This is a genomic window from Kocuria salina, from assembly GCF_013368965.1.
GTDB classification, from domain to species: Bacteria; Actinomycetota; Actinomycetes; order Actinomycetales; family Micrococcaceae; genus Kocuria; species Kocuria rosea.
Window position 1 is genome coordinate 140506 of record NZ_SSSF01000003.1, and the last position, 18278, is coordinate 158783.

At 72.7% G+C, this 18278-nt stretch carries 19 protein-coding genes, 3 tRNA genes and 1 other RNA gene; 9 read left to right on the forward strand and 14 right to left on the reverse strand.

All coding sequences use genetic code 11. From position 1 onward, the window contains the following. The first annotated feature begins 41 nt into the window (after nucleotides 1-41). Nucleotides 42-932: an acyl-CoA thioesterase gene (locus E7Z53_RS07385; protein WP_017834575.1), complete on the forward strand. Its 891-nt coding sequence runs from the start codon at nucleotides 42-44 to the stop codon at nucleotides 930-932. Nucleotides 933-1034: 102 nt separating this feature from the next. On the opposite strand, the gene ettA is transcribed toward E7Z53_RS07385, so the two are convergent. The 6 genes from ettA to mptB all read right to left on the reverse strand — a co-directional run bounded on the left by ettA (nucleotide 1035) and on the right by mptB (nucleotide 6882). Then, the gene (gene ettA / locus E7Z53_RS07390; protein WP_031283621.1) at nucleotides 1035-2717 is read right to left on the reverse strand and encodes an energy-dependent translational throttle protein EttA; all 1683 of its coding nucleotides are present in this window, start codon (nucleotides 2715-2717) and stop codon (nucleotides 1035-1037) included. 122 nt (nucleotides 2718-2839) lie between these two features. Next, complete coding sequence (locus E7Z53_RS07395) at nucleotides 2840-3433, reverse strand: single-stranded DNA-binding protein (RefSeq protein ID WP_081615852.1); 594 nt, start codon at nucleotides 3431-3433, stop codon at nucleotides 2840-2842. 205 nt (nucleotides 3434-3638) lie between these two features. After that, a complete protein-coding gene (locus E7Z53_RS20250; protein ID WP_017834572.1) occupies nucleotides 3639-3773 on the reverse strand; it encodes a hypothetical protein in 135 nt (44 codons plus the stop codon). Between the two features lie 436 nt (nucleotides 3774-4209). Then, nucleotides 4210-4440, reverse strand: coding sequence for a hypothetical protein (locus tag E7Z53_RS07400; protein WP_017834571.1), 231 nt, complete (start codon nucleotides 4438-4440; stop codon nucleotides 4210-4212). Between the two features lie 728 nt (nucleotides 4441-5168). Next, a tRNA-Arg gene (locus tag E7Z53_RS07405) sits at nucleotides 5169-5241 on the reverse strand. A gap of 69 nt (nucleotides 5242-5310) precedes the next feature. Continuing rightward, the gene (gene mptB / locus E7Z53_RS07410; protein WP_369597963.1) at nucleotides 5311-6882 is read right to left on the reverse strand and encodes a polyprenol phosphomannose-dependent alpha 1,6 mannosyltransferase MptB; all 1572 of its coding nucleotides are present in this window, start codon (nucleotides 6880-6882) and stop codon (nucleotides 5311-5313) included. 156 nt (nucleotides 6883-7038) lie between these two features. Between mptB and orn the strand changes: the two genes are divergently transcribed. The 3 genes from orn (at nucleotide 7039) to def (ending at nucleotide 8530) form a co-directional block, all read left to right on the forward strand. After that, nucleotides 7039-7656: an oligoribonuclease gene (gene orn, locus E7Z53_RS07415; RefSeq protein ID WP_095650531.1), complete on the forward strand. Its 618-nt coding sequence runs from the start codon at nucleotides 7039-7041 to the stop codon at nucleotides 7654-7656. Nucleotides 7657-7785: 129 nt separating this feature from the next. Then, nucleotides 7786-7859 (forward strand) — tRNA-His (locus E7Z53_RS07420). A 98-nt stretch (nucleotides 7860-7957) separates the two neighbouring features. Beyond that, nucleotides 7958-8530, forward strand: a complete 573-nt coding sequence (gene def / locus E7Z53_RS07425) for a peptide deformylase (RefSeq protein ID WP_176337494.1) — start codon at nucleotides 7958-7960, stop codon at nucleotides 8528-8530. Nucleotides 8531-8561: 31 nt separating this feature from the next. On the opposite strand, the gene E7Z53_RS07430 is transcribed toward def, so the two are convergent. After that, nucleotides 8562-9335 (reverse strand): YaaA family protein, encoded by a 774-nt coding sequence (locus E7Z53_RS07430; RefSeq protein WP_176337495.1) that lies wholly within the window; start codon nucleotides 9333-9335, stop codon nucleotides 8562-8564. Between the two features lie 69 nt (nucleotides 9336-9404). Between E7Z53_RS07430 and rnpB the strand changes: the two genes are divergently transcribed. Beyond that, nucleotides 9405-9798: RNase P RNA component class A (rnpB, locus tag E7Z53_RS07435), an RNA gene on the forward strand. 46 nt (nucleotides 9799-9844) lie between these two features. Here rnpB and E7Z53_RS07440 read toward each other — a convergent pair. Continuing rightward, nucleotides 9845-10579, reverse strand: a complete 735-nt coding sequence (locus tag E7Z53_RS07440; protein WP_109244279.1) for a zinc ribbon domain-containing protein — start codon at nucleotides 10577-10579, stop codon at nucleotides 9845-9847. Then, nucleotides 10576-11535 carry a Nif3-like dinuclear metal center hexameric protein gene (locus E7Z53_RS07445; RefSeq protein ID WP_176337496.1) on the reverse strand — a complete coding sequence of 320 codons (960 nt, stop codon included), beginning with the start codon at nucleotides 11533-11535 and terminating at the stop codon, nucleotides 10576-10578. Before E7Z53_RS07445 ends, E7Z53_RS07440 begins: the two co-directional genes overlap by 4 nt. Before the next feature lie 104 nt (nucleotides 11536-11639). Here E7Z53_RS07445 and msrA point away from each other — a divergent pair, with 104 nt between their 5' ends. From msrA to epsC, 3 genes are all read left to right on the forward strand, one after another. After that, on the forward strand, nucleotides 11640-12239 hold the full coding sequence (gene msrA / locus E7Z53_RS07450; RefSeq protein ID WP_217905559.1) for a peptide-methionine (S)-S-oxide reductase MsrA: 600 nt from the start codon (nucleotides 11640-11642) through the stop codon (nucleotides 12237-12239). Nucleotides 12240-12376: 137 nt separating this feature from the next. After that, a complete protein-coding gene (cysK, locus tag E7Z53_RS07455) occupies nucleotides 12377-13312 on the forward strand; it encodes a cysteine synthase A (protein ID WP_017833731.1) in 936 nt (311 codons plus the stop codon). A gap of 157 nt (nucleotides 13313-13469) precedes the next feature. Further along, nucleotides 13470-14054, forward strand: coding sequence for a serine O-acetyltransferase EpsC (epsC, locus tag E7Z53_RS07460; RefSeq protein ID WP_035929867.1), 585 nt, complete (start codon nucleotides 13470-13472; stop codon nucleotides 14052-14054). Between the two features lie 76 nt (nucleotides 14055-14130). Here epsC and gndA read toward each other — a convergent pair whose 3' ends face one another. After that, a complete protein-coding gene (gene gndA / locus E7Z53_RS07465) occupies nucleotides 14131-15588 on the reverse strand; it encodes an NADP-dependent phosphogluconate dehydrogenase (RefSeq protein ID WP_031283136.1) in 1458 nt (485 codons plus the stop codon). A gap of 190 nt (nucleotides 15589-15778) precedes the next feature. On the opposite strand from gndA, the gene E7Z53_RS07470 reads away from it, so the two are divergent. Beyond that, the gene (locus tag E7Z53_RS07470; RefSeq protein WP_017833734.1) at nucleotides 15779-16063 is read left to right on the forward strand and encodes a hypothetical protein; all 285 of its coding nucleotides are present in this window, start codon (nucleotides 15779-15781) and stop codon (nucleotides 16061-16063) included. A 43-nt stretch (nucleotides 16064-16106) separates the two neighbouring features. Here the strand turns inward: E7Z53_RS07470 and E7Z53_RS07475 are convergent. The 4 genes from E7Z53_RS07475 to E7Z53_RS07490 all read right to left on the reverse strand — a co-directional run bounded on the left by E7Z53_RS07475 (nucleotide 16107) and on the right by E7Z53_RS07490 (nucleotide 18157). Beyond that, a tRNA-Val gene (locus E7Z53_RS07475) sits at nucleotides 16107-16182 on the reverse strand. Between the two features lie 130 nt (nucleotides 16183-16312). After that, a complete protein-coding gene (locus E7Z53_RS07480) occupies nucleotides 16313-17215 on the reverse strand; it encodes an NAD-dependent protein deacetylase (RefSeq protein ID WP_035929858.1) in 903 nt (300 codons plus the stop codon). 31 nt (nucleotides 17216-17246) lie between these two features. Next, nucleotides 17247-17705, reverse strand: a complete 459-nt coding sequence (locus E7Z53_RS07485) for a peroxiredoxin (protein WP_176337497.1) — start codon at nucleotides 17703-17705, stop codon at nucleotides 17247-17249. A gap of 35 nt (nucleotides 17706-17740) precedes the next feature. Continuing rightward, entirely contained in the window at nucleotides 17741-18157 is a 417-nt protein-coding gene (locus E7Z53_RS07490) for a DUF3052 domain-containing protein (RefSeq protein ID WP_017833737.1), read from the reverse strand. Nucleotides 18158-18278: the final 121 nt, after the last annotated feature.

The following is an 18278-nucleotide window of genomic DNA, read 5'->3' on the forward strand; positions in this document are numbered from 1 at the left end:
CGCGCCCCGGCGCGACCGGCGGCTTGGCTAGAGTGAAGGCCATGACCTACAGCCCGATCCCGGACCCCACGCAGGCCCTGCTCGACATGCTCGACCTCGCGGACGGGGGTGGCGCGCGCACGCTCGAGGACATCTACGTGGGCCACTCCATCTCCCCCGCACGCGGCCGGGTCTACGGCGGGCAGGTCCTGGCGCAGGCCGCGACCGCCGCCATGCGCACCGTGGAGCCGGAGCGGATCATCCACTCGATGCACGCGTACTTCCTGCGCGCCGGGGACGTGTCCCAGCCGATCACCTTCGGCGTGGAACGGATCCGGGACGGGCGGTCCTTCTCCGCCCGCCGCGTGCACGCCTACCAGGACGGGCGCGCCATCCTCTCGGCCATCGCGTCCTTCCAGGTCCCGGCCCGGGGCCTGGACCACCAGGACGAGTCCCCCCGGAACCTGCCCGAGCCGGAGTCCCTGCCCAGCGCCGTGGAGCTGCTCGGCCACGTCGACGCCCCCGAGGCGCAGGCGATCGCGCACGAGCGGCCCTTCGACATGCGGTACATCACGGAGCCGATCTACTTCAAGCCGGACTCCCGGGGAGAGCCGTTCAACGCGGTGTGGATCAAGACCCTCAAGCCGCTGCCGGACGACCCGAACATCCACCGCGCCGCGCTCGCCTACGCGAGCGACTACACGCTGCTCGAGCCCATCCTGCGCCTGCACGGCAGGACGTGGATCGAGCCCGGCATGAACATCGCCTCCCTCGACCACGCGATGTGGTGGCACCGGGAGACCCGCGCGGACGAGTGGCTGCTCTACGTGCAGTCCTCCCCCAACGCCTCCTCGGCCCGCGGCCTCGGGGTGGGCCGGATGTTCTCCCGGGACGGCCGGCTCGTCGCCACGACCGCCCAGGAGGGCATGATGCGCTTCCCGGAGTTCTCCTGACCGCACCGGAGCACGCCGGAGGGGCCCGCCGGGCGGGAAGGAGCTGCTCCTTCCCGCCCGGCGGGCCCCTCGGGCGGCACGGGCTCCGGGCCCGGCCCTGCGTCAGTCGCGGGTGAGGCGGCGGTGGGTGACGCGGTGCGGCCGCGCGGCGTCGGCGCCGAGGCGCTCCACCTTGTTGGCCTCGTACGACTCGAAGTTGCCCTCGAACCAGTACCACTGGTCCGGCTCGTCCTCGGTGCCCTCCCACGCGAGGATGTGGGTGGCGACCCGGTCGAGGAACCACCGGTCGTGGGAGACGACCACGGCGCAGCCCGGGAACTCCAGCAGCGCGTTCTCCAGGGAGCCGAGGGTCTCGACGTCGAGGTCGTTGGTGGGCTCGTCCAGGAGCAGCAGGTTGCCGCCCTGCTTGAGGGTCATGGCCAGGTTCAGCCGGTTGCGCTCCCCGCCCGAGAGCACCCCGGCCTTCTTCTGCTGGTCGGGGCCCTTGAAGCCGAACGCGGAGACGTAGGCGCGCGAGGGCATCTCGACGTTGCCGACGTTGATGTAGTCCAGGCCGTCCGAGACGACCTCCCACAGCGACTTGCTGGCGTCGAGGTTCGCGCGGTTCTGGTCCACGTAGGAGATCTTGACGGAGTCGCCGATCTTCAGCTCCCCGCCGTCCAGCTCCTCCATGCCGACGATGGTCTTGAACAGCGTCGACTTGCCGACGCCGTTGGGGCCGATGACGCCCACGATGCCGTTGCGCGGCAGGGAGAAGGACAGGCCCTTGATGAGGGAGCGGTCCCCGAAGCCCTTCTGCAGGTCCTTCGCCTCGATCACGAGGTTGCCCAGGCGGGGTCCCGGCGGGATCTGGATCTCCTCGAAGTCCAGCTTGCGGGTCTTCTCGGCCTCGGCGGCCATCTCCTCGTAGCGGGCCAGGCGGGCCTTCGACTTCGCCTGGCGGCCCTTGGCGTTGGAGCGCACCCACTCGAGCTCGTCGGCCAGCCGCTTGGCCTGCTTGGCGTCCTTCTTGCCCTGCACCTCCATGCGGGCGCGCTTGGTCTCGAGGTAGGCCGAGTAGTTGCCCTCGTAGCCGTACAGCCGGCCGCGGTCGACCTCGCAGATCCACTCGGCCACGTGGTCGAGGAAGTACCGGTCGTGGGTCACGGCCATGACGGCGCCGTGGTAGTCCTTCAGGTGCTGCTCCAGCCACAGCACGGACTCGGCGTCGAGGTGGTTGGTGGGCTCGTCGAGCAGCAGGAGGTCCGGCTTCTGCAGCAGCAGCTTGCACAGGGCCACGCGGCGGCGCTCACCACCGGAGAGGACCGTGACGTCGGCGTCCGGCGGCGGGCAGCGCAGGGCGTCCATCGCCTGCTCCAGCTGGGAGTCGAGGTCCCAGGCGTTGGCGGCGTCGATGTCCTCCTGGAGCTTGCCCATCTCCTCCATGAGGGAGTCGAAGTCCGCGTCCGGCTGGGCCATCTCCTCGGAGATCGCGTTGAAGCGGTCGACCTTCGCCTTGATCTCGCCCACGCCCTCCTCGACGTTGCCCAGGACGGTCTTCTCCTCGTTCAGCGGCGGCTCCTGGAGCAGGATGCCGACGGTGTAGCCGGGGCTGAGCCGGGCCTCGCCGTTGGACGGCTGGTCGAGGCCGGCCATGATCTTGAGGATGGTGGACTTGCCGGCCCCGTTGGGTCCCACGACGCCGATCTTCGCGCCGGGGTAGAACGACATGGTGACGTCGTCCAGGATGACTTTGTCGCCCACGGTCTTGCGGGCCTTGGACATTGTGTAGATGAATTCCGCCATGCCCTCAAGGCTACCCCGCCCGGCGGAGGCCGAGGGGCGGCCACCGGGCGGGGACGGACCGGGGGCTGGGGCGCCGCAGCCCCCGCTCCGTCCCCGCGCCGGGACGGCTCCGCCCGGGAAGCTCAGGCGGTGGCGGGCTGGCGGCGCGGGCGCCGTCCCGGCCCGGCAGCGGCCCCGAGGAGCTCACCGGTCTCCGGGTCGACGCCCTCCGGGAGCACGGGGGCCCCGCCGTCGAGGTCGCCGCTCGACTCCGACGGGTCCCCGTCCGGGGCCGCCGGGGCGTCCGCGGCCCCGGTCGCCGCCGCGTCCTCGGTCTGTCCGGCGGGCCGCTCCCCCGTCTGCTCGGCGGGCGGCGAGGAGCTCACGGTGCGCTGGAAGCAGGCCGTGCCGAGGGCGAGGTCGTGCCCCAGGGACACCGCGTCCACGTCCACGGCCGTGTTGCGCCCGTGCTCGCCCTCCCAGAACCGGACCTTGAGCTTGCCGACCACCACCACGGGCTGGCCCTTCTTGATGCTGGCCAGCGCGTTGAGCCCCAGCGAGCGGAACGCCTGGACGGAGAACCAGTTGGTGTGCCCGTCCCGCCACGCACCGGCCTGCTGGTCGAACCAGCGCGGGGTGGAGGCGAGGCGGAAGGTCACCACCACGGTGCCGTCGGGCAGGCTGCGGGACTCGGGATCCGTGGCCACGTAGCCGCGGACGGTGATCTGCTCGGTCATCGGGAACTCCTCTGGACGGCGGCCGGTGCGGCCGGTGCTGGCCCCGGTGGCGGGGTGCACCCAGCGTCCTGCCGGAGCCGGTGCCGCCGCGGCGGGCGGGCCCCGGTTGTGGACGGCCGCGCTCCTCGGGTTCCGGGACCACGCGCTGTGCAGTGCGACCGCCGGGCGACCAGCGTGAGACCGGCTCACGGTCCGCGAGCGCCCGTCAGTCGATGTCGACGGCGTTCCAGGCGATGACGGCGAGGGGCTCCCGGTGCCGCTCCTGCTCGTGGGAGCATGCCCAGCACCACGGGCCGTAGAGCGGTGGGGCGCCGCACTGGCAGAGTCGGATCCGGGCCATCGGACTCACCTCGATGTTCGTTGCAGTGGCCTGACAGGTGACGGCCTGCCGGACGACATCCTGCGCGGGTGTCCTCACCCCTACTACCGGCCCAGGGGCTCCTGTGGATGCACCGCGGCCCGGTTTTCGGGGCCGGCACGGCGCCCGGACCGCCGGAGCGGGCGCCGCGCCTACCCCGTCCCCGCGCGTCGCCCCGCTGCGCGGAGCCGTCGCCCCGCCCCTCGGAGCCGTCGCTCCGCGCGGCGGGGCGTCGACCGCGGACGTCAGCCACGGGCGTCGGCCGCGATCTCGCCACGGCAGGCCGGTGCCGGTGCAGTGCGGGCGCCCGGACGGGAGGCGGCGGTCGGCCTCGCGTGCGACGACCCCCGCAGTCTCCCGGGCACGGCGCAACGGCGCCGTGCCCGGTTCGCCGCCGGCCCCCGTGCGTTCCGTTCGACTAGGCGGCGTGCCCCGGCTCGACCACGATGCAGTCCTCCCGGAAGTCGAGGTGCATGCAGTGCAGCGCGACGACGCCCCGGGTGATCGCCTCCAGCTGCTGCGGATCGATGTCCGGGCCGACGTTGCGGACGATGAAGTCACGGGTGTCCTCCGTGGCCTCCTCCACCGTGTCGTAGTGGTAGTAACGGGCCCCCCGGCCGGTCCACTGCCTGATGATGGTGACGCTCATGGTTCCTCCCCCTGAATCGGATCCGGACGCGTGGTCCGCGGCCGCCCCGGGCACCCCGTCCGGGAACTGCGGCCGTCCCGGCGGGCTGCCGCCGGGGTCGTCGCGGAGGTGCTGCTCCGGCTCCTCGTCCGTCCTGGCGCGGAGCTCAGGTGGCCGGATCACTGCACCCCTCGATGTGCTACTTAACGTATGCGAATTCACAGGGTGGTGCTTGTCCACACTTTCGCGACCGCAAACAATCCAGAGCGGGTTGTAGCTCGGGGAGAGGCACCGGCAGGACTGCCTGGGAGGGGGACGGCCGGGCCGTGCCCGCCGAGGGCCGCAGGTGGGCCGGTCGTCCGGGGTGTGGCGGGAAAGTGCTCCGGCTCCGGGCGCCTGCCGGGACGCCGCTCAGCACCTGCCGGCTCCGCCACCGACGAAAGATGGCCCGCCCGGTCCAGTAAGACCGAGCGAGCCGCGGACACACCGACGGCGAGATCTGCGTGCCCACCGCACAGCCTACCCCGCCTCCGCTCCGCTCGGAGGTACCGGTCCACCGAACGGGCGCCGGCACGCTCATCCGGTCCGCCGGCCCTGCCCGCAAGGGCCGTGCGTCTCGCCACCGGAGAGGTCCCGCCGGGCACCGCAGCACGACGTGCCGTCGGATCTGCCGTCGGATCTGGCGTCGGAGACGACGAGATCCCCGCCACCCTGAGCCGTGAGGGCCGGAATGGCGGGGATCGCGAGTGTGCCCCAGGAGGGAGTCGAACCCCCGACCAAGAGATTAGAAGGCTCCTGCTCTATCCACTGAGCTACTGGGGCGTGCCGCCCGGGACCGCGTCCCGGGCACCGCGGTCGAGTTTATCAACTCGCGGGGGCCACACCGGCTCCTCAGATCACGGCGCTCTGCACCGGGGGCTGGTAGCGGCCGCGGAAGAGCCGCCGGGTCGCCGGGTCGATGAACCACAGGTACACGCCGTAGGAGAGGGCGACGACCGCCGCGATCAGCCGGCCGGAGCTGAGGTCGAGGTCCAGGTACGGGAAGACGTCCAGCTGGTCGGAGACCGCGTAGATCATGAAGAAGACGGTGAGGAAGAACAGGATGTCGACCTGCCAGTCGCTGCGGATGCCCGTGACCGCGAACAGCGGGATGAGCCACACCACGTACCAGGCCTGGATCATCGGGGAGAACAGCACGATCGCGGCGAACGCCCAGGTCAGCCGGCGGATGATCCGCTCGTCCCGGCCCACGAACATCAGCCAGAGGATGACGGGCACCGCGAGGGCCTGGCCCGCCGTGTGGACCACCTCCCGCCACTGGCCCGCGTCGGCGCCCACGGCCGCGGCCAGGGTGGTGGCGAGCACGCCGGCGAGACCCACCGGGGCGTACCAGATGGACACGGAGCCGGGGGTGGACATGGCGGAGACCCAGCCGAAGCCGAAGCCGTTGAGCAGACCCATCAGCCCGAGCAGGGCGACCGCGTAGACGAGGACCAGGAACCAGATGACGAAGCGGCGGGTCCACGACGCGTTCCGGCCCGCCCACAGCAGGCCGATGAAGGGCAGGAGGACGAGGGTGATGGGCTTGATCGCCACGGACAGCGTGACGAGCGTGGTCCCGAGCAGACCGCCCTTCCAGTTGCGGTGCACCGCGGCGGCGTAGGTGCCGCCGAGGGCGAGGGCGATCATGATGGCGTCGTTGTGCACGGAGACGATGAAGTTCGTGAGGAACAGGGGGTTCGCCACGCTGAGCCACAGGGCCCGGGCCGGGTTGATGCCGTGCAGCCGCGCGAGCCGCGGGACCAGCCACATGCAGGCGATCACGGCGAGCACGCACATCCCCCGGAACCAGAGCACCCCGGCGTCCGGGTCCGCGCCGGTGACGGCCACCACGAACTGCTCGAGCCACAGGAAGAGCGGCCCGTAGGGCGGCGGGGACTCCGACCACATCTGGTCGGCCCCGAGCTGGAAGAAGTTGTCGATCGTGGAGACGCCGTGCTCGTAGGGGTTCAGCCCGCTGGCCATCACCCGGCCCTGGCCGATGTAGGAGTACACGTCCCGGCTGAACAGGGGGATCGTCACGAGCATGGGGGCGGCCCACGCCGCGATGGCGATGAGCACCCACCGGCCGCTGCCGGGTCCCCACGTGTTGAGCTTCTGCCCCAGGCGCAGCCACTCACGGATCAGGAGCATCCCGCCCACGGCGAGCAGGAGGATGGAGACGATCACCCCGGTAGTCGTGAAGCGCATGCCGATGATGACCGGCGCCTGCCGCAGCGGGGAGACGGAGGCGAGCCAGCCGACGCCCAGGGAGCCGACCAGGAGCATGAGCGACCCGAGCGTGCCCATGAGCACCGTCCGCAGGAGGGAGTCGGAGTCGTACCACGAGCTCCCGGGATCCGCCGGCGGCCGGACGCCGTCGGGTCCCTCGCCCGGCGCCGGCGTCGTCGAAGTGGTCTGCACTGCTCTCCCGATGCGCCCGTCCGGTGGCTGCGGGCGCCCCGGCTGGGCGCAGCACGGACCCGTGGTCGCCCCGATCCTATCCCCGGCTCCTCGGGGAGTCCCCGACCGGTCCCGGCGGCGACCGGCGGCGTCGGGGCGGCACGGTAGATTGTCCGGGTGGCTAATTCGAACGGACGCATTGTGTGGATCGACTGCGAGATGACGGGGCTGTCCATCGAGGACGACGCCCTGATCGAGGTCGCGGCGCTCGTCACCGACGACGAGCTCAACGTCCTCGGGGAGGGCGTCGACGTCGTGATCCGCCCGGACGAGGCGGCGCTGGCGCAGATGGGGGACTTCGTGCGGAACATGCACACCTCCTCCAAGCTGCTCGACGAGCTCCCCTCCGGTCTGACGATGGAGCAGGCGCAGGAGCAGGTCCTCGCCTACATCAAGGAGTGGGTGCCCGAGCCCGGCAAGGCCCCGCTGGGCGGGAACTCGGTGGGCACGGACCGCACGTTCCTGGTGCGCGACATGCCGGAGCTCGTGGCGCACCTGCACTACCGCGTGATCGACGTCTCCACCATCAAGGAGCTCTCCCGCCGGTGGTTCCCGCGCGCCTACTTCCAGGCCCCGCCGAAGACCGGCAACCACCGGGCCCTGGGCGACATCCGGGACTCGATCGACGAGCTGCGGTACTACCGCCGCGCCGTGTTCGCCGCCGAGCCGGGGCCGGACTCGGTGACCGCGAAGGGCATCGCCGCGGAGATCGCCGCGTCCCGCACGGGCGCCTGAGTCCCCCGTCCGGCGCCGGGACCCCGGCCCGGACGGGCGGGGGTCCCGGCGTGGTCCGGAGCCCTCCGGGAATGCGGTACACTCGTATGCGTTGCCCAGCGGAAGCAGGTCTTCCGGCGGGCGTTCATGGTGGGCGTAGCTCAGTTCGGCAGAGCGCCTGGTTGTGGTCCAGGAGGTCGCGGGTTCAACCCCCGTCGCTCACCCACTGTGAAAGGCCGTCCCGTTGACTCGGGGCGGCCTTTCGTCGTTCCCGAACCGGTTCGAAGGGGCGCAGGCCCCGGCAAGTCGAAGGAAGTGCGTCATGGCCGTCCGTCCCGTGGTGATCACCGGCGATCCCGTCCTCCACCGCCCCGCCGCCAAGGTGGCGCAGTTCGACGAGGAGCTGCGCGCCCTCGTGGCGGACATGTACGAGACCATGGACGCCGCCCACGGCGTGGGGCTCGCCGCCCCGCAGATCGGCGTGGGGCTGCGGATCTTCACCTACACGTTCCAGAACGACGACGACGTGGCGCCGCGCGGCGTCCTCGTCAACCCCGTGCTGACGCCGGGGAAGATATCCCAGGAGGCGCCGGACCCGGACGAGGAGTCCGAGGGCTGCCTGTCCGTGCCCGGCTACAGCTGGCCGCTGAAGCGGGCGGACTGGGTCCGGGTCGCCGGCTTCGACGTGGAGGGCCGTCCGGTCGACTTCGAGGCCACCGGGTGGTTCGCCCGCGTCATGCAGCACGAGTACGACCACCTGGACGGCAAGCTCTACGTGGACCGGCTCAACGACAAGTGGTCCCGCAAGGCCCGGAAGGCGGTCAAGGCCGAGGGCTGGGGCCGCGGCGGCCACACCTGGACCCCTGGCGTCGACGAGGACCCGTTCGGCCACTGATCCGTCCGCGCACCGGCCCCGGCGCGCCCGCTCAGGCCTCCGTCAGCACGACGACGAGCTCGCCCGCCGACCGGGCCGTGGGCTCCGTCAGCTCGGCCCGCCAGCGCTCCTGCGCCGCCGAGAGCAGGTCCAGCGGCGTCTCCAGGCGTTCGCCGGCGGCGGCGCGCTCGACGAGGTGCCGGGCCAGCAGGCCGCGGGTGTGCTTGGCCATGTGCGAGACGACCTGGCGCCTCCCGTTCCGCTCCCGCACCGCTTTCACCCCCACCGTCCGGGCCCGGGGACCGCGCCACGCCGCCGCGTAGGCGGCCGACCGGCAGTCCACGACGAGCCCGTCCCCGGCCGCCGGCTCCAGCACCGCGGGCAGGTGGTGCTTCCAGTGCGCCGCGAGCCTGCCGAGCCCCGGCAGCTCGGCACCCATGGACAGGCGGTAGGCCGGGATCCGGTCGTCGGGGCGCACCGCGCCCCACAGCGCCGAGACGACGACGAGGGAGGCCGCCGCGGCGGCCCGCTGCGTCCCGGTCATCCCGGCCGGGTCGAGGGCGTCGTAGAGCACCCCGGTGTAGACGCTCAGGGCCGGTGCGGCCGGCTCGGCGCCCAGCCGGGTGTTGCGCTCGACCTCGCCGCGCAGCCGCTCCCCCACGCCCAGCACCTCGAGCGCGTCCTCGCGGGCGCTCGTCGCGGCCAGCTCGGCGAGCACCTGCTCCCGCGCGGCCGTGAGCTGGGGGAAGGACAGGAAAGCGGGGTCCACGGGGGCGCCGGCGCCGGGGGCGGTCTTGGTCTCGGAGGGCGGGAGGAGGATCAGCACTCGCAGCAGTCTAGTGACCCCGCGGGCCGGTCCGGGCGCCTCGGACCGGCGGGTAGGATGGGCCTCGGACAGGTCGGCCGGGTGACCGCGGGCCGCGCAGCTCCGGCTGTCGCGGCGCGAGGAAAGTCCGGGCTCCGCAGAGCAGGATGGTGGGCAACGCCCACTCGGGGAGACCCGCAGGAAAGTGCCACAGAGAACAGACCGCCCGTGCCCGGTCCGTCCGGGCGGCGGGTCAGGGTGAAAAGGTGGTGTAAGAGACCACCAGCGCGCCGGGTGACCGGCGCGGCTCGGTAAACCCCATCCGGAGCAAGGCCAGACAGGGTGCGTCCGAGGGCTGCTCGCCCGAGCACCCGGGTAGGCCGCTCGAGCCCACCGGCAACGGTGGGCCTAGATGGATGGTCACCGGCACGGCACGGGCGACCGGCCGTGCGCACAGAACCCGGCTTACAGGCCGGCCTGTCCCCCGCCCCCGCACCGCGCGCTCCGGGCTCGAGCGGCACCGTGAAACCTCAGGAGCGGACGAGCAGCACCCCGCACTCGGGGCACGTGAGCACCTCGTCCGGGGCCGCCGCCCGGAACGTCGCGGCGTCCGTGGGGCTGAGCGCCGTGCCGCAGGACCCGCACGCGGTGCCCCGCAGCTCCGCGGCCGCCGGCCGGTCGGTGCCGCGCCCGGTCCGGATCTTCTCGTACCGTGCCAGCAGCCCGGGGTGCCCCACGCCCTCCGCGGCGGCGGGGCGCGTGCCGGCCAGCTCGTCCCGCTCGGCCGTCAGGGCGCGGCCCTCCGCGTCCCGGGCCTCGACCCGGCGCCGGGCCTCCGTGTCGGCCTCCTTGAGCCGCGGCGTGATGCGGGCGCGGTGCGCCACGGCGTCCTCGAGCTCCTGCATGACCTCCAGCTCCGCCTCCTCCGCCTCGGCCAGCTGCCGGGTGCGGGTGTCGATCTCGTGCTGCAGGCCCATGAGGTCCTTGGCGGAGCCGCCCTGCTCGAGGCGCCGGCGGTCCTTCTCGATCGAGGCCTGGACGCGGGCGACCTTCTGCTCGGCGGCGGCCAGCCGGTCCCGGACGTCCTGCTCGGCGGCCCCGAGCTCCTTGGCGGTGGCGATCGCCCGGGCCCGGAGCTGCAGCGCGGCGGCGACCTCGGGGTCGGTCTGCAGCTCGGCGATCCGGGCGGCGATCCGGCGCAGCCGGGCGTCCACCCGCTCGAGCTCCAGCAGGGCTCGTTGCTGCTCGGGCGTGGCGGTGCTCATGCGGGTCCTCCTGCGGTCGGTGCGGCGGGGTCGGGGGCGGAACGGTCGTGGCCGGAGCGGACGGGGTCGGACCCGTCGTGGCCGGGGTGGTCGAGGCGGAAGTCCCACGGGTCGGAGCACCGCTCGGAAACGTCGACCTGGACGTCGTGGCCGCGCGCCGCGAGCGCCTCCCGCAGCGCGGCGGCGCCCACGGGCAGCCACAGCCACTCGCTCGCGAAGTGGGAGAGGTCCACGAGGTACGGGGTGCCGCCGGCGCCGGGGCCCAGCGCGGCCTCGCGCGCCTCGGACGCCGGGTGGTGGCGCAGGTCCGCGGTCACGTAGACGTCGGCCCCGGAGGACCGCACCGCGTCGAAGAGCGAGTCCCCGGCTCCCCCGCACACGGCCACACGCCGGACGAGGGCGTCGGGGTTCCCGGCCACCCGGACCCCGTGGGCGGTGGGCGGCACGGCGTCGGCGAGGCGCCGGGCCAGCTCCCGCAGGCGCACGGGCCGCGCCAGGTCCCCGACGCGCCCGATGCCCACGGCCGGGTCGGCGGGGTGCGGCGCGAGGGGCGTCGTCGTCGTGAGGCCGGCGGCCCGTGCCACGGCGTCCGAGACGCCGTCCGGGGCGGAGTCCGCGTTGGTGTGGCAGGCGAGCAGGGCGCACCGGTGTTCGATGAGCTCGTGCACCACGGCGCCCTTGAAGCCGTCGGCGGCCACGGACGTCACGCCGCGCAGGAGCAGGGGGTGGTGGGTGACCAGCAGGTCGGCGCCGGTGGACACGGCCTCGGCGACGACCCCGGCCACGGGGTCCACGGCGAACAGGATCCGGCGCACGGGCTGGTCGGGGCGGCCGGTGACGAGCCCGCTGGCGTCCCAGGGCTCCTGCAGGTGCATCGGCCACAGCTGCTCGACGGTCTCGAGCACCTCCGACAGGGTGGGGGCGGGCCGGGGCGGGGACGTGCTCTGCTCGCTCATGCGCCCCAGTCTAGGAGTCCGTTCCGCGCCGGCCGCCGAGGCGGGCGCGGAGGCGCCCGGGGCGGGTGCGGGAATGATGCGGGCCGTGCGGTGTTGTACGGGTCATGGCCTACTCCGCGCACGACGACGACGCACGTCCCGCCCCCGATCCCCGCCCCGCCGCGGCGGAGCCCGCCGCGACCGAGACGTTCGTGCTCGCGGGCGGGTGCTTCTGGTGCCTCGACGCGGTCTACCGGATCACCCGGGGCGTCACCTCCGTGGTCTCCGGCTACACCGGCGGCGACCCCGGGCGCGCCGACTACTACGCGGTGTGCACGGGCACGACCGGCCACGCGGAGGCGGTCGCCGTGACCTTCGACCCGTCGGTGGTGCCGGCGGACGTGATCCTGGACCTGTTCTTCACCGGTCACGACCCGACCACCCTCAACCGGCAGGGCTACGACGTGGGCACCCAGTACCGGTCCGCCATGTTCTGGGCCGACGAGGCCCAGCGGGACCTGTTCGAGCAGTCGATCCGCCGCACGCAGCCGGCGTGGGACCAGCCGATCGTCACGACGCTGGAGCCGCTGGGCCCGTTCTGGGAGGCGGAGCCCGAGCACCAGGACTTCTACGCCGCGCAGCCCTGGAACGGCTACTGCCAGGTGATCATCAACCCCAAGCTGGCGAAGGTCCGGAAACGTTACTCCGCGTGGCTTACCGCGTAGTAGCGCTTGCGGGGCCTGGCTAGGCTGAGCTAGGACCGCGCCGCCGCGGGCCCCCCAGAGCGCCGGCGGCCGCAGCACGACCCGAGCAGCACCCAGATCCGACAGAGAACCGACCACGCAGAAACCGAGGTACGCACATGCCGAAGATCTACAACGACGTCACCGAGATCGTGGGCCGCACCCCGCTCGTCCACCTCAACCGGCTCGACGAGGGCCTGCCCGGCAACGTCGCCGTGAAGCTGGAGTTCTACAACCCGGCGAACTCCGTCAAGGACCGGATCGGCGTGGCCATCATCGACGCAGCCGAGAAGTCCGGCCAGCTGAAGCCGGGCGGCACGATCGTCGAGGGCACCTCCGGGAACACCGGCATCGCGCTGGCCATGGTCGGCGCCGCCCGCGGCTACAAGGTCATCCTGACCATGCCGGAGACCATGTCCACGGAGCGTCGGGTCATGCTCCGCGCCTACGGCGCCCAGATCGTGCTCACCCCGGGTGCGGAGGGCATGCGCGGCGCCGTCGAGAAGGCCCAGGAGATCGTCGACACGACCGACAACGCGGTCCTCGCCAGCCAGTTCGCCAACGAGGCCAACCCGGCCATCCACTACGCGACCACGGGCCCGGAGATCTGGGAGGACACCGACGGCCAGGTCGACGTGTTCATCTCCGGAGTGGGCACCGGCGGCACCATCACGGGTGCGGGCCGCTACCTGCGCGAGCAGAAGCCGGACGTGCGCCTCGTCGTCGTCGAGCCCGCCGACTCGCCCCTGCTCACCGAGGGCAAGGCCGGTCCGCACAAGATCCAGGGCCTCGGCGCGAACTTCATCCCCGACATCCTGGACCGCGAGATCTACGACGACGTCTACGACGTGACGGTCGAGGACTCCGTGCGGGTCGCCCGCGAGCTCGGCACCAAGGAGGGCATCCTCGGCGGGATCTCCTCGGGCGCCATCGTGTGGGCCGCCCTCCAGGAGGCGGCCAAGGAGGAGAACCGGGACAAGCTGATCGTCGCCATCGTGTGCGACTTCGGCGAGCGCTACATCTCCACCCTGCTCTACGAGGACATCCGGGGCTGAGCCGCGCCACTGACCACGACCCGTCCCCGCCGGGAATAGCGCCGCCTGCCGGTGACGTTGCTCCCGGTGGTGGGCGGGTCGTTCCCGTCCGCGCCCCAGCACGTCCCGCCGTCCCGGCGGGCCAGGACCCCCGCCCCCGGAAGAACAGAGGAAGACCGTGAGTTTTTGGAGCAGACTCGCCGAGGACCTGCAGACGGCCCGGACGCACGACCCGGCCGCGCGGTCCAGGGTGGAGATCGCCCTCAACTACTCGGGTCTGCACGCCATCTGGGTCCACCGCCTGTCCCACCGGCTGTGGCAGCAACCCGACCGGCGGCTGCTGGCCCGCACGGTCTCCCAGCTCGGCCGCTTCCTCACGGGCGTCGAGATCCACCCGGGGGCGACCATCGGGCGCCGCTTCTTCATCGACCACGGCATGGGCGTGGTCATCGGGGAGACCGCGGAGATCGGCGAGGACGTGATGATCTACCACGGGGTGACCCTGGGCGGGCGCTCCCTGGAGAAGGTCAAGCGGCACCCCACCGTGGGCGACCGCGTGGTGATCGGCGCCGGGGCGAAGATCCTGGGCCCCGTGGAGATCGGCGCCGACTCCGCCGTGGGCGCCAACGCCGTGGTGGTCAAGGACGTGCCGGAGGACTCGATCGTGACCGGGATCCCCGGCAAGGTCCGCCCGCGCACCCCCGAGAAGCAGCAGCCCCTCGTGGACCCCTCCAGCTACATCGACCCTGCGATGTGGATCTGACCCTGCCCCGCTGCGACGCCGGCCGGCCGCCCCCGGGACGGGGACGGCCGGCCGGCGTCGTCGGGCGGGGTCCGGGTCAGGAGACGACCTCGGAGCGGTCCCCGCTCCACAGGGTGTGGTAGGTGCCCTCGGCGTCGTCGGTGCGCCGGTAGGTGTGGGCGCCGAAGAAGTCGCGCAGACCCTGCGTCAGGGCCGCGTTGAGCCGGGGCCGGCGCAGCGAGTCGTAGTAGTTCAGCGTGGTGGCGAACACCGGCGCGGGGATGCCGCGCTCCACGGCTCGGGCCACGACGCGCCGCCAGGACGGCAGGGCCTCCTCGACGGCGGCGACGAACTCCGGGGCGAACAGCAGGTTCAGCGGCTGCTTGTCCCCCTTGTACGCCTCCATGATGACCTCGAGCAGCTCCGCCCGGATGATGCAGCCCTCCCGCCACAGGCCGGCGATGGTCGCGAGGTCCAGGTCCCAGCCGTACTCCCGGCCGGCCATGGTGAGCATGTCGAGTCCCTGGGCGTAGCTGACCAGCTTCGAGGCGTAGAGGGCCTTGCGCACGTCCTCCACGAACTCGGGGTCGTGCACGACGTCCTCGGTGGTGCCGCCGATGCCGGCGGGCAGCACGCGCTGCGCCTCGAGGCGCATCTCCGGCTCGGCGGAGGACAGCGCCCGGGCGAAGACGGACTCGGCGATCGCGGTGACCGGGGAGCCGAGCTCGAGGGCCTCCTGGACGGTCCAGCGGCCGGTGCCCTTCTGCCCCGCGGCGTCCACGATCACGTCGATGAGGGGCTGGTCGGTGCGGGCGTCGACCTGGCGCAGCACGTGCGCGGTGATCTCGATGAGGTAGGAGGCCAGCTCGGTGCGGTTCCACTGCTCGAAGACGTCGGCCTGCTCGGCCGGCTCGAGCCCGGCGACGGAGCGCAGCAGCTCGTGCGCCTCGCCGATGACCTGCATGTCGGCGTACTCGATGCCGTTGTGCACCATCTTCACGAAGTGGCCGGCGCCGTCCGTGTCGATCCAGGCGCAGCACGGCGTGCCGTCCTCCGCCTTGGCGGCGATGTCCTCGAGGAGGGGGCCGAGGGAGTCGTAGGACTTGCGGGGTCCGCCGGGCATGATGGAGGGCCCGAGCAGGGCGCCCTCCTCACCGCCCGAGACGCCGATGCCCACGAAGTCCAGGCCCTTCTCGGCGAGCTCGCGCTCGCGGCGCCGGGTGTCCTGGAAGTAGGAGTTGCCGCCGTCGATGATGATGTCGTCCTTCTCGAGCAGCGGCACGAGCTGCTCGATGACGGCGTCCACGGGGGCGCCGGCCTTGACCATCACGAGGATGCGGCGGGGGGTCTCGAGGGCGTCCACGAGTTCCTGGAGGGTCTCCGTGCGGATGAACGTCCCCTCGTCGCCGTGGGCGTCGAGCAGGGCGTCGGTCTTCTCGACGGAGCGGTTGTGGAGGGCGACGGTGTAACCGTGCCGGGCGAAGTTGCGGGCGAGGTTCGCGCCCATGACCGCGAGGCCGGTGACCCCGATCTGAGCTTTCTGTTCTGCTGCCATGCCCCCAGCCTACAAACTCCGGGAGGGCGCTCCGTCCGGTGCGCACTTGTTGCCGCGATCCCCAAGGGAAGGAGGGCCTGGGAGGGCCGACGGCGACATCCGGAAAACGAGCCCCGTCACAATCTCCGTTCGCCCCCGGAGGCTCCTACATTTACATTAGTGCTGGAACACGACGAGCCGGGGGGCCGGGATGGACGCGTGGAAGAGCGCACTGACGGTGGCCGTGGCCGGTGCCGCACTGTGGTCGGGCGCCGGGCTCGCACCTGCGGCGGCCGCCGAGGGCAGTGTCGACCTGGTCCTCGGCACCAAAGTGGTGCTCGATGAGGCGACGATCGCCCAGGTCACCGAGGGGGCGTCGCGGCTGTGCGGGGGCACGGCCTCCAGCTACGCGGCGCGGGCCCGGAAGGCCGATCGCACAGGCAGCATCGTGGTCCTGTGCACCCGGCCCGGGAACAAACAGGTTTACTTCCGCTGACCGCGCTCCGCGCCGGCTCCCGCGGGCGGTGCCGACCAGCTCGTGGTGGGTCCTACCGGGATCGAACCGATGACATCCACGGTGTAAACGTGGCGCTCTACCAGCTGAGCTAAAGACCCTGACAACCGGGTGGGCGGTTTTCGCAACCGCCGGCACCCGGTTCCCGAACAGGCTACCCGCCGGGGCGCATCGGTGCCGACCGGGTGCGGGCCCGGCCCGGCGTGACGTTCGCCATATTCGCGGTCCGCCCTACGGCCGGGCGAGTCGCTGCTCGAGCCCCACCAGGAAGGCGGTCGCGGACGCGTCGACCTTCAGCCGCGCCGCGGCGTCCCCCCGGGTGCGCCCGTGGTTGACGATCACCACGGGCACGTCGGCGCGCACCGCGTGCCGGACGAAGCGGCGCCCCGAGTTCACGGTCAGGGACGAGCCCACGACCAGCAGGGCGTCGGCGGCGTCCACCATGCGCAGCGCGCGCAGCACCCGGTGCCGGGGCGCGTTCTCCCCGAAGAACACGACGTCGGGCTTCAGGACCCCGCCGCAGACCGGGCAGTCCGGCACCCGGAACCCGGCCGTGCGCGGCACCACCGCGTCCGCGTCCGGGGCGAAGTCGATGTCGTCCGGGGACGAGATCGAGTCGTAGAAGCCGGGGTTGAGCTCGTCGAACAGGTCGGAGAGCACCGCCCGGGGGATGCGGGTGGCGCAGCGCATGCACCCGACCTGCGTGTAGCGCCCGTGCAGGTCCACGACGTTGAGGGACCCCGCGGCCTGGTGCAGGCGGTCGATGTTCTGGGTGACCACGCCCGTGACGGACCCCGTCTCCTCGAGCCGGGCCAGGGCCGCGTGCCCGGCGTTGGGCCGGGCCCGTGCCAGGTGGCGCCACCCGTACTGGTTGCGCGCCCAGTAGTGGCTGCGCATGGCGGCGCTGCCCATGAACTCGTCGAAGGTCATGGGGGTGCGGGGAGTGGAGCCGGGGCCGCGGTAGTCCGGGATCCCGGACTCCGTGCTGATGCCCGCGCCCGTCAGGACGGCGGTCCGCCGACCGCCCAGCAGCGCGGCCGCCCCGGCCAGGCCCGCCTCGAGCCCGGCGGCGTCGGGGTCCGGGAACTGGTCGGGGTGCACGGGGGCGCCGTAGCCGGCGCGGACGGTGGGCATCGCTGCTCGCGGGGGACCGGGCCGGCCGGGCTCAGCCGTGCAGCCTGGTGAGGGCGGTGCGGTAGGCCTCGAGCTCCCGCGGCGTGCCGCGCTCCGACCGGAAGGCGTCGACGACGACGCCCTGCGCGTCCAGCACGAAGGTGGCCCGCTCCGCCAGACCGGCCACCGGGTCGAACACCCCGTAGCGCTGGGCCACCTCCCCGTGGGGCCAGAAGTCGGACAGCAGGTCGAAGTCGAAGGACTCCTCCCGCGCGAACGCCCGCAGCGTGTACTTCGAGTCCACGGACACCGCGAGCAGCTTCACCCCGGCGTCGTCGAACACGGAGAGGCTGTCCTGGAGCCGGCACAGCTCGCCGGTGCAGACCCCGGAGAACGCGAACGGGTAGAACACGATCGCCACGGGGCGGCCGCGGAGGGCGCTCAGGGTCACCGGCTCGCCGAACTGGTTCTTGAGGGTGAAGTCCGGGGCGGGCGCGCCGATCTCGAGCATGCGTGGTCTCCTCCGCTGGGGTCCGGGACGCCCGGTCAGACGTTGCGCTTGGGCATGAGCCGGGTCGCGGCCCAGTCCGCGCTGACGCGGGCGGTCGTGGTCACGTGCAGGCCCGCCGTGGGCGCGGCCTCCTGGACCTCCGCGGGCGGCACGTAGCCGTCGCGGCCCGCCTTGGGGGTCAGCACCCACACCACGCCGCCCTCGTCCAGGGTGGTGGTGACGTCCACCAGCGTGTCGACGAGATCACCGTCACCCTCGCGGAACCAGAGGAGCACCGCGTCGACGACCTCCTGGTCGTCCTCGTCCAGCAGGTCCGACCCGATCACTTCCTCGATGCCGTCCCTCAGGTCGAGGTCGACGTCCTCGTCGTATCCGAACTCCTGGATGTAGTCGCCATCCTTGAAACCGAGCTGGACTACCGCGTCACCCGCGGTGGTCTTGGCCTCGCTCACTGTTCTTGCTCCTTCTGGGATCGGGCCGACGAACGACGACCACGCACTGCGTACCGGTGCTGGGCTCCGCCTGCCCGTCGGCGGACCGCGGGGGCACGGTGGCGGGCCGGATACCGGCTTC